The organism is bacterium (genome assembly GCA_018830565.1).
GTDB lineage: Bacteria > UBA9089 > JAHJRX01 > JAHJRX01 > JAHJRX01 > JAHJRX01.
This window is the reverse complement of the sequence record JAHJRX010000080.1, coordinates 1-10048: the sequence shown is the minus strand read 5'-3', so window position 1 is coordinate 10048 and position 10048 is coordinate 1. Positions and strand designations below refer to the sequence as shown.

The following is a 10048-nucleotide window of genomic DNA, read 5'->3' as shown; positions in this document are numbered from 1 at the left end:
GTTTGCCATTTTATCTGTCAATCTCTCCTAAGACAATATCCAATGTTCTAATAATCGCCACATAAATAAGCTATTTTCAGAGACTACCTATATGTTTGCCATTTTATCTGTCAATCTCTCCTAAGACAATATCCAATGTTCCAATAATCGCCACCACATCTGCCATCATCATCCCATTTTCACACATCTTTCCAATAGCTTGAAGGTTAGCAAACGAGGGAACACGAATCTTCATGCGGTAAGGTTTTGGCGAACCATCACTAATGATATAAAAACCAAGCTCTCCTTTGGGGGCTTCAATACTTTGATATACTTCTCTTCTTGGTGGATTAAAACCCTCAGACATAATATGGAAATGGTGAATAAGAGATTCAATCTGGGTAGCTACCTTCTCCTTTGGTGGAGGCACAACCTTCGCTTCCTCAGCCATGAGTTTACCTGACGGCATCTTTTCAAAAGCTTGCTTAATGATTCTACAACTTTGCCTCATCTCTTCTAATCGAACTAAGTACCGATCATAGGTATCTCCTACCCCTCGACCGGTTGGAATATCAAACTCAAGCTCATCGTAAACGCAATATGGCTCTACTTTACGTAAATCCCATTCTATTCCACAACCACGAAGGGGTGGACCACTTAAGCTATAGTTAATAGCCTCCTCGGCCGAGATGATCCCAACCTCCATCGTTCTTTTAAGCCAGATTTTATTTCTAGTCAATAATGATTCATACTCCTTTATTTTGGAAGGAAATATATCTATAAACTCCTCTATCTTTTTTTGAAGGTCTTCATCTAAATCTCTTGGTACGCCACCAATTCTAAAAGCAGTAGTAGTCAATCTTGATCCACAATACATTTCATAGATATCTAAGATCATCTCTCGCTCTCGAAAACAGTACAAGAATGGGGTAAATGCTCCCAAATCAAGAGCATGAGTAGCTAACCAGACAAGATGACTAACGATTCGGGTAAGCTCAGCTAAGATAACCCGAATATAACTTGCTCGCCTGGGAACCTCAAGTCCCAGCAGCTTTTCAACTGCCAGACAGTAAGCTAAGTTATTTGAAACAGCCGCTATATAATCAAGCCGGTCTGTTACTGGCAGAAACTGAGCATAGGTCTTATTTTCGGCTAATTTTTCCAAGCCACGGTGTAAATAACCGAGGTGAGGGGTAATCTTTGTTACTACCTCACCATCTAATTGAACTACTAATCTCAACACCCCATGAGTACTGGGGTGTTGAGGACCCATATTAACAACTAATTCTTGAACTTCAGCCATCTTACTTCCTCAATTATCCCATCAAAACACTACAACTTACCATTTACCACTTCTTCAGGCAAGTATGTCTTCAGCTTTTCCTCCAGCCATTTTTCTCCCTCATCAGTTACTAATGGATAATCCTTTCGTAGTGGATGTCCTTCCCATTCATCAGGAAGAAGGATCCGCTGGAGATTAGGATGATTATCAAATTTAATGCCCAATAGATCATAAACTTCACGTTCATACCAATTAGCTGCTTTCCAGACCGACTCCACAGAGCTAATAAATTCACCTTCACCAAGAGAAGCCTTTAATCTTATTCGATGTTTCCTTTTTATGGAACAAAAATGGTAAACGACATCAAAGCGAGATGGCCTACCAGGATAATCTACACCACAAATATCAACTAAGTAATCAAACTCCAATCCTGGAGCATCATGTAAGAACTTACAAATGCTGAGGATCTTATCTCTTTTTACCTTGATAGTCAAATCAATTGTTTTGTCTATCTCTTCAATGTCCTCTGGAAATTTTTCCTTTATTGTTTTTATGATCTCTTCTTTGTTCATCTTTTTCCTTATTTTTTCTCTATTTAAATTATCATTTAAGTTATCCAGCAATACTCATCTCTTTGATTTTATCTTGAAGCTTCATCAAGCCATACAAAAGTCCTTCGGGTCTTGGGGGACAACCAGGAACATAAACATCAACTGGAATGATTTTATTTACACCTTGAACCACATTGTAAGTATTAAATATTCCCCCCGAGTTAGCACAGCTACCCATTGAAATTACCCACTTAGGATCAGGCATTTGGCAATACAACAATTCAATTCGTAAGGCCATCTTATAAGTAACTGTCCCAGCTATAATCATCAAATCAGACTGTCTCGGTGAGGGTCTAAAGACTCCTGCCCCAAAACGGTCAAAATCATATCTGGAGGCACCAGTAGCCATCATTTCAATAGCACAACAAGCTAACCCAAAGGTCATCGGCCATAAGGAAGAACGTCTTGCCCAGTTAATCATAAAATCAACTGGGGCTAAAATAACTTGGCCGCCAGGCATTTTTTCAACAAATCCACCTACTTTTTCTAAAATACTCATTACCATTCACCTTCTCTATTATTCTCTATTATATATATAGCGCTTATTAATGAAAATTTGACATAGAGCAAATTAATTTAACTCCAAACAAGTTTATCTTTTGTTGCTCGGTATTATTTTCTATGTCCGGTTTTCGTTAATAACTACTATAAACTATTTTTTAAACTATTTTTAACCCGCTATAAACTAAATCCACTTTAATACTCCTTTTTTCCAGGCATAGAGTAAGCCGACAAGTAAAATAGCTATAAAGACAACCATCTCCACAAAGGCAAATAAACCTAGTTGCTTAAAGACCACTGCCCACGGAAATAAGAAAACTATTTCCACATCAAAGATCACAAATATTAAGGCAAAGAGATAATAACGAATATTAAATTGAATCCAAGAAGTACCTACAGGTATTTCCCCACACTCATAAGAAGATAGCTTCTTAAAAGATGGATTACTTGGTCTAAGAAGCCAATTAACAATATATCCTCCAAAGACAAAGAGCATCCCTAAGCCTGCAAATAAAACCACCCAAGCATAATCTGCTAAAAGACTCATACACCCTCTATTTTTAAAAGCACCATAAACTTTATATTTTTAGTAAAGTTCTTAAAAAATAATATATTTTTACTTATTTGTCAAATATAAAATTGTCTATTGTTAGCCACAAATAGAAATGTCCTAATTTCCGTCAAGTAGAAATGTCCTAATTTCCGTTAAATAGACATGTCCAATCCTGTCAAGCCAAATCTGGCTGAGACTAAAATAAAAATTAGTTGTAATTTTTATAAAAATTAGTTAAATTTATTATTAGGTATTCTTTTCAAGGAAAAATAAGATGAAATTTCCTATTCTGCGATTACAAAGGCTTCGCCAAAATCCTATCTTAAGAAAGATGTTTCAAGAGATAAGGTTATCGGTCTCTGATTTAATTATGCCTTATTTTGTCGTCCCTGGTCGGGGAGTTAAAAAAGAGATAAATTCTATGCCAGGTCAATACCACTTTTCTATCGATGTTTTTTTAGAAGAATTAGAAGAAGTTAAGAATTTAAAAATACCAGCCATCATCTTGTTTGGTATCCCTAAAATTAAAGATAATATGGGAAGTGAGGCTTATGACGAAGAAGGTATTATTCAGTCAGCCGTGAGAGCCATTAAAGAAAAGATTCCTGAAATAGTGATTATCACCGATGTGTGTCTTTGTGAGTATACGGACCATGGACATTGTGGATTAATTTCAAATAATAAAATAGATAATGACCTTTCCTTAGAATTAATTAGTAAAATAGCCCTTTCTCAGGCTAGAGCTGGAGCAGATATAGTTGCCCCTTCAGATATGATGGATGGAAGGGTAAAAAGCATTAGGGAAATTTTAGATAAAAATGGATATTACCAAATTCCTATTATGAGTTACGCCGTAAAATACGCTTCTTCTTTTTATGGACCTTTTAGGGAAGCAGCTTCTTGCGCCCCTTTATTTGGAGACCGAAAAAACTATCAAATGGATTACCGCCGAGACAAAGAAGCCATCTTAGAGGCAGGGTTAGATATCCAGGAAGGAGCAGATATCTTAATGGTCAAACCTGCTTTAGCTTATTTAGACATTATCTCTAAAATAAAAGAAAAATTTAATCATCCCTTAGCTGCTTATAGTGTAAGTGGAGAATATAATATGGTCAAAGCTGCCTCTAAAGCAGGCTGGATAAAAGAAGAAGAAATGATAGCAGAAATCTTAACTGGCATTAAAAGAGCTGGAGCAGATATTATCATTACTTACTTTGCTAAAGATGTAGCTAAGCTAATTCACGGTGGGGTAATTTAAAGAATGAATCCCTTTTGGACAAAAGAAATTGAATGTCCCATCTGTAAAAATAATTTTAATGCTTTCATGGTGCGAATAGAGAAAATTAAACTTAAATCTCGCGACAGCGATCTTATGGGAAGATATGAAGAAATTAATCCCAATTGGTATGATGTCTGGGTTTGCCCCCAATGTTTTTATGCTTCTTTTCGTCTTGACTTCTCTAAATTAACTCCAAAAACCATAGAGTTACTTAGAGAAAGTTTCCCAGAAAGAAAAGTCTTAGCTAAAGGAGCTGATTTTAAGAAAGAACGTAATTCTTACTTAGCTTTAATCAGTTATCAATTAGGTGCTTCTTGTTACCTGCTACGAAAAAATTGTAGTGATAAAGTTGCTTCTTTATTTACCAAAGCTGCTTGGTTAGCTCGGGAAAACAAAAGCTACAGTTTAGAAAAGAGCTTTTTAGAGAAAGCCGTGAAATTTTACAAAAAATCTTACCAGGAAGAAGATAGTTCTTCGGTAGACCAAATAATGGTGGCTTATTTAACAGGAGAGATGGAAAGAAGATTAGGTAATTATGAAGAGTCTCTTAAATACTTAACATTGGTCATCTACGATCGTGACGCTTCTAAAAATGCAGAGATCAAGAGGTTAGCCCAAGATCAATATTTTTTAGTAAAAGATACGATTAGAAAGAGCAAACAACCAGCAGCTACTGAATTATTTAAGAACTTAAAGAAAATAGACTTCTTTACTCTTTTAACTGAAAAAGATTTGTTAAATTTAGCCGAGAACATAGGATGGAAGATAGTAGATAAAGACCAGGTGATCATTAATGAAGGCGAAAAAGGAGATTCTTTCTTCATTATTAGAGAAGGAAGAGTCAGGGTAACAATTAAGAAAGATGAAAAAGAGAAAGAGATTACTGCCTTGGAAAAAAATAACTTCTTTGGAGAGATGTCTCTTTTGACTGGTGAGCTTCGTAGCGCTACGGTAGTAACTTTAGAAGAATGTGAATTATTAATTATTAACCAAGAACATTTTGCCGGAATTATTCTTAAGAATCCTTCTTTGGCCGTGAGGATGAGTAGAATTTTAGTAGAAAGACAAGGAAGGCTCGATCAGGTCAAAAGAAAAGAAGTAGATTCTTCCGATTCTTCCGAGGAAAAAAATTGCTGGAATGTCTTCTCTTTATTCTTGCAAATTAAAGACACCTTTAAATTTTAACTGAATGCTTACCCTCTTAACATAGGAGCTAAAAATGAATGGAGAAATATATTTAGAAAATGTTACTTGCCCAGTATGCAAAAATAAGTTTGAGACTGAGTATGTAAAGCCAGAAGACTGTAAAGTTATTTCTCAAGATACTGATTTTATGAAAACCTATGAGAAAATTAATCCTGAATCATATGCTATTTATATTTGTCCTCAATGTTTTTATGCCGCCCTTAAAGAAGACTTTTTAAATACTCCTTGGGTAATTTGTGAAAAGATTCTTGAAAAAAGAAAAGAGAGAGAAGAGCTGGTTAAAAATGCAGATTTTAATAAAAAGAAAAATCTTTACTTAGCCTTGTTAAGTTATCAAATAGCGGTGGAATGCTATAAATTAAGAAAGAATACCAGTGAAAAAATTGCTGATCTGATGATGAAAGTTGCTTGGTTAGCTCGAGATATGAATGCCTTTCAATTAGAAAGGGAATTTTTAAAGAATGCTTTAATCTATTACTTGAAAGCCTTTGAAAACGAATCAAACTTAAAAGTCGATCAGATAACTTTTTTATATATAATTGGAGAAATAAATAGACGATTAGGAAATTATGAAGAAGCTAAGAAATATTTAAGTTGGGCTTTTAGCAATAAGATAGGCGAAGAAAATAAAACCATTAGAACTTTGGCTCATGCTCAATATGCTATCATTAAGGAAATCTTAGAGAAAAAAAGAAGACCTGATTTAGAGACTCAATTAAATATTTTAAAAAAGATTGACTTTTTATCACCTTTGTCTGAAGGCGAATTAAGAGAATTGTCAAAAAATTTAGATTGGAAAGTTTATTCCAAAGATAAGACTATTATTAAGCAAGATGAAGAAGGTGATTCCTTCTATATCATTAATGGAGGAGAAGTAATTGTAAACATTACTAAAAGTGGAAAAAGTAAAGTAATTGCTACTTTAAAGAATAATGATTATTTTGGAGAAATGTCTTTACTGACAGGAAAAAGAAGAAATGCAACGGTAAAAACGACTAAAGAAACAGAAGTCTTTATCTTAAAGAAAGAGAAATTTGCCTCTATCTTACTTAAAAACCCTTCTATGGCTAATGAGATGAGTAGAATATTAGTAGAAAGAAAGGAAAAGCTAAAAGAAGAGACCAAAGAATTAGAAGATAATTCATGGAAAATACTTTCTATTTTACTAGAGATCAAGAACTTCTTCTCCTTGGAAGATTAACTATCCTTAGAATTAGAAGATAATTCATGGAAGATACTTTCTATTTTAATAGAGATCAAGAATTTCTTCTCCTTGGAAGATTAACTATCCTTAGAATCAGAAGATAATTTATGGAAGATACTTTCTATTTTAATAGAGATCAAGAACTTCTTCTTGAAAGATTAACTATCCTTGAAAAGAATTAAAAGCAATGATGAAAAGAATTGGAATTTTAACTAGGGACTGTGCTGGAGTAAATGCTTGTCTTAGAGCGGTAGTAAGAATGGCTTCTTACTACCAGATAAAAGTTATAGGCATCATTAGAGAATACGAGGGGTTAATAAATAACGAAACTAAGATTCTTACCCGAAGTTCTGTTTCAGGAATTATAAATTTAGGTGGAACTATTCTAAAAACTTCTCGTTCTAAGGAATTTTTAACCCCAGAAGGTCAAGAAAAAGCCATAAAAACCATAAAAGATAATGATATTGAAGGCTTAATTATAGTAGGAGGAAATGGCACTTTAGCTGGCGCCCATCTTTTGGCTACAAAATATTCTCTTCCGGTGATAGGAGTCCCAGCCACCATTGATAATGATGTCAATGGAGTAGATTTAACTATTGGTACAGATACAGCGGTAAATGTAGCTTTAGATGCTTTAGATAAAATAAGGGATACCGCTACTTCTTTAGAGCGAATATTTGTAGTAGAAGTTATGGGCAGAAATTGTGGTTATCTGGCCCTAAGAGTAGCTTTGGCTGGAGGATGCGAGGAAGTCTTGTTACCTGAAAGAAAGTTTAATATTGAAGAGATGTGCCAAGAAATTGCCTTAGGTAATACCAAAGGAAAGATTAGTTGGATAATTGTGGTGGCTGAAGGCAAAGCCAAAGCAACTGAAATAGCTCAAAAGATTACTGAAATAACTAACTTAGAGACCAGAGTGACTATTTTAGGCCATATCCAGAGAGGTGGAAGGCCCACCGCCTTAGATAGAATCATAGCTACTCGAATGGGTAGTTATGCAGTCGAAGCTTTAAAAGAAGGAGAAACGGATAAATGCATCATCATTAAAGATGATAAGTTAAGCACTATTCCTTTAGCTCAAGCTATTAAACCTAAAGATATAGAGGTAGAAAGCTACTATAAACTAATTAAGTTTCTTGCCTGAAATCCAATTTACCCCAAGGCTCCATTCCAGATCTCAAATTGCTTATCTTTCCTTTCGCCTTCTAAATAAAAAGCAATAAAAGTCATCACAGACCAACTTAAAAATTTTTGATCTTTTTTAAAAGTTTGCACCTGCACCTTTCTCCATGTTCCGGTATTAAAATATATCTTTTGAAATACCTCTTCTTCTCTTAAGACCAAGTCAAGGGGCACCATGGTATAATTATGAGTATGTCCATAAACCACAAACTTAGCTTTGTTCTTCTGGAGATATTCTTCATTTAAGGCTTTATCTTTATAATCATCTTCCTCTTTTACTAACTTCCGAAGAGGAAGATTTCTTATGTTCTTAAACGAAAGATACTTACTAATCTTAAGACCTAATTGAAGTCCGTCAACTATATCAATCTGCCAAGATCGATCGTGTCTTTGGACAAAGTCGATTTTTAAAAAATCATCTACCAGATTATTCCATACTTCTTTTACCTTTTCGGCGATCTCTTTAGATTTAGCTCTTTGGCAAACTCCTTGAATCCATAGAGGAATATCTATCAGCGGTCTTACATTATCTATCTCTTTAAGGTTATAGATTAAATTAGGATCCTGATAACAACCAATTTCATCTTCGACAGATTTAGAAAATTTATTTACCAAGTCTATGACAATGGCATCTCCTAAGGAAGAATCATCTCTTTGGCCATCAAAATTAAAAGGATCAAAGATATCCCCATGCCGAGCAAAAACTTGGTAGCCCTCCCAAAAAGCTGAAGTCCGAAAAGGAACATTTTCGTTATATTCACCTAAATCAAGAAATCTAGTTACCCCTACCCTAACTTCATCATAGCGATTTATTAACCAATCATGATTTCCTATAAGATAAGTAAATCTTACCGCAATTCCTTTTTCTTTCATCCTTCCTTTAAAGTCCTTAAGATAATTTATAGATTTTAGATTGGTGCCATTTTCCCTGATCCTTTTCACTATCTCTAAGGTATACTCTTTAAGAGTCTTCCCTTCGTTATCTCTTTCCTCTTCCCTTGACCATGGTCGAATTTTAGATTTTAGCCAATAATCTGACCTGATCAGATCAAGAATATCTCCCAAAAAGACTACCTCGACATTATTTGCTTGAGCTTTCTCAGCCATACCCTCAAGACAAAGGGTAAATTTCTCAAATGCTCCACAGTTAATAGTCTCTCCAGAAGAGCCATCCGTAAGATGAAGATCACTTATCAAGACTAACATAGGCTATTCCTCTTCCTCAAATGGAAAATAAGAAAATAAACAGTAACAACAAGGGTTATTATAAACAATTTTCTATAGATTATAAAGAAATAATAATATCGAGTGATCAAAGAGCAAAAAAACATTTGACAGCTACAGGAGATTTAATTAATTGTTGCACTTGCTTATTGAACTTGTGTTGTTAATTCTTCATTATTTTATCATAAGCCCATTGAATTTCAAGCATTTTTTCATGAGCTAATTTTTTTAGTTCTTCACCAAGACTTTCTACTTTATCTGGATGATATTGAGAAGCAAGTCTTCGATAGGCTGCTTTGATTTCCTCCTTGGAAGCATTTTTAGATACCTCAAGGATAGCATAAGGATCTTTATATTGAGTTTTATTAGTTTCTTTTTGGTAATAATCTTCACTTTTATTTTTATATTCACCTCTTTTTTTAGCAAAGTCTCGGTATGTTCTAAAGATGTCGTTTAAACTTGGCCAACGACCAAACTTCTTTTTAAACAACCAAAGAGCCGTAATTAAGATGGCAATATCATCTAACCACCCTACTCCAATAAAAAAATCAGGAATAATATCTACCGGTGATAAGATATATAATATTGTTCCTAAGATTAATATTACCCCAAGAAATTTCATTCTTTATTCCTTCTAATCTTAAAGACGTTGGTAAGCCACCGTTTCTTTTGATATTTTGGTTTTTTGATGTTTTTGTAAGTTAGGCTTTTGTAAGTTAAACTATTATTTTCTTAATTAAAATTCAAGAGAAATTCATGTAATACCCAAATGAAAATGTCCTAATATACCCAAATGAAAATGTCCTGTTTAACGGAAATTTAACGGAAAATAGAACATTTTTATTTTGCTGTAACCTTCTATTTGTGTATTAGCTTCTATATTTTTTCCTGTAACAGCAAAATGAAAATGTCCTGTTTTCCGTTAAATAGAAATGTCCTATTTTGTATTAGATAAAAATGATCTTTTATATGGGTTTATTTTAAACTTCCTCCAAGGGTGATCCAATGGAAGAATATGCACCTTTCT

General features: G+C 34.1%; 10 protein-coding genes. 4 read left to right on the top strand and 6 right to left on the bottom strand.

What is annotated here, in order from left to right; all coding sequences use genetic code 11:
* Positions 1-103 precede the first annotated feature (103 nt).
* The 4 genes from nuoD to KJ849_07850 form a co-directional block, all read right to left on the bottom strand.
* Positions 104-1282, bottom strand: a complete 1179-nt coding sequence (gene nuoD, locus KJ849_07865) for an NADH dehydrogenase (quinone) subunit D (GenBank protein MBU2600473.1) — start codon at positions 1280-1282, stop codon at positions 104-106.
* Between the two features lie 29 nt (positions 1283-1311).
* Positions 1312-1833 (bottom strand): NADH-quinone oxidoreductase subunit C, encoded by a 522-nt coding sequence (locus tag KJ849_07860; protein MBU2600472.1) that lies wholly within the window; start codon positions 1831-1833, stop codon positions 1312-1314.
* 40 nt (positions 1834-1873) lie between these two features.
* A complete protein-coding gene (locus KJ849_07855; protein MBU2600471.1) occupies positions 1874-2371 on the bottom strand; it encodes an NADH-quinone oxidoreductase subunit B in 498 nt (165 codons plus the stop codon).
* A gap of 186 nt (positions 2372-2557) precedes the next feature.
* Positions 2558-2920, bottom strand: coding sequence for an NADH-quinone oxidoreductase subunit A (locus KJ849_07850; protein ID MBU2600470.1), 363 nt, complete (start codon positions 2918-2920; stop codon positions 2558-2560).
* A 280-nt stretch (positions 2921-3200) separates the two neighbouring features.
* On the opposite strand from KJ849_07850, the gene hemB reads away from it, so the two are divergent.
* The 4 genes from hemB (at position 3201) to KJ849_07830 (ending at position 7759) form a co-directional block, all read left to right on the top strand.
* Positions 3201-4184 (top strand): porphobilinogen synthase, encoded by a 984-nt coding sequence (gene hemB / locus KJ849_07845; protein ID MBU2600469.1) that lies wholly within the window; start codon positions 3201-3203, stop codon positions 4182-4184.
* Between the two features lie 3 nt (positions 4185-4187).
* Positions 4188-5390: a DUF2225 domain-containing protein gene (locus tag KJ849_07840; GenBank protein MBU2600468.1), complete on the top strand. Its 1203-nt coding sequence runs from the start codon at positions 4188-4190 to the stop codon at positions 5388-5390.
* Positions 5391-5424: 34 nt separating this feature from the next.
* On the top strand, positions 5425-6612 hold the full coding sequence (locus KJ849_07835) for a DUF2225 domain-containing protein (GenBank protein ID MBU2600467.1): 1188 nt from the start codon (positions 5425-5427) through the stop codon (positions 6610-6612).
* 193 nt (positions 6613-6805) lie between these two features.
* The gene (locus tag KJ849_07830; GenBank protein MBU2600466.1) at positions 6806-7759 is read left to right on the top strand and encodes a 6-phosphofructokinase; all 954 of its coding nucleotides are present in this window, start codon (positions 6806-6808) and stop codon (positions 7757-7759) included.
* 8 nt (positions 7760-7767) lie between these two features.
* Here KJ849_07830 and KJ849_07825 read toward each other — a convergent pair whose 3' ends face one another.
* Together KJ849_07825 and KJ849_07820 are read right to left on the bottom strand one after the other, a co-directional pair.
* Complete coding sequence (locus KJ849_07825) at positions 7768-9003, bottom strand: metallophosphoesterase (GenBank protein MBU2600465.1); 1236 nt, start codon at positions 9001-9003, stop codon at positions 7768-7770.
* Between the two features lie 181 nt (positions 9004-9184).
* Complete coding sequence (locus KJ849_07820; protein MBU2600464.1) at positions 9185-9643, bottom strand: DnaJ domain-containing protein; 459 nt, start codon at positions 9641-9643, stop codon at positions 9185-9187.
* Positions 9644-10048 lie beyond the last annotated feature (405 nt).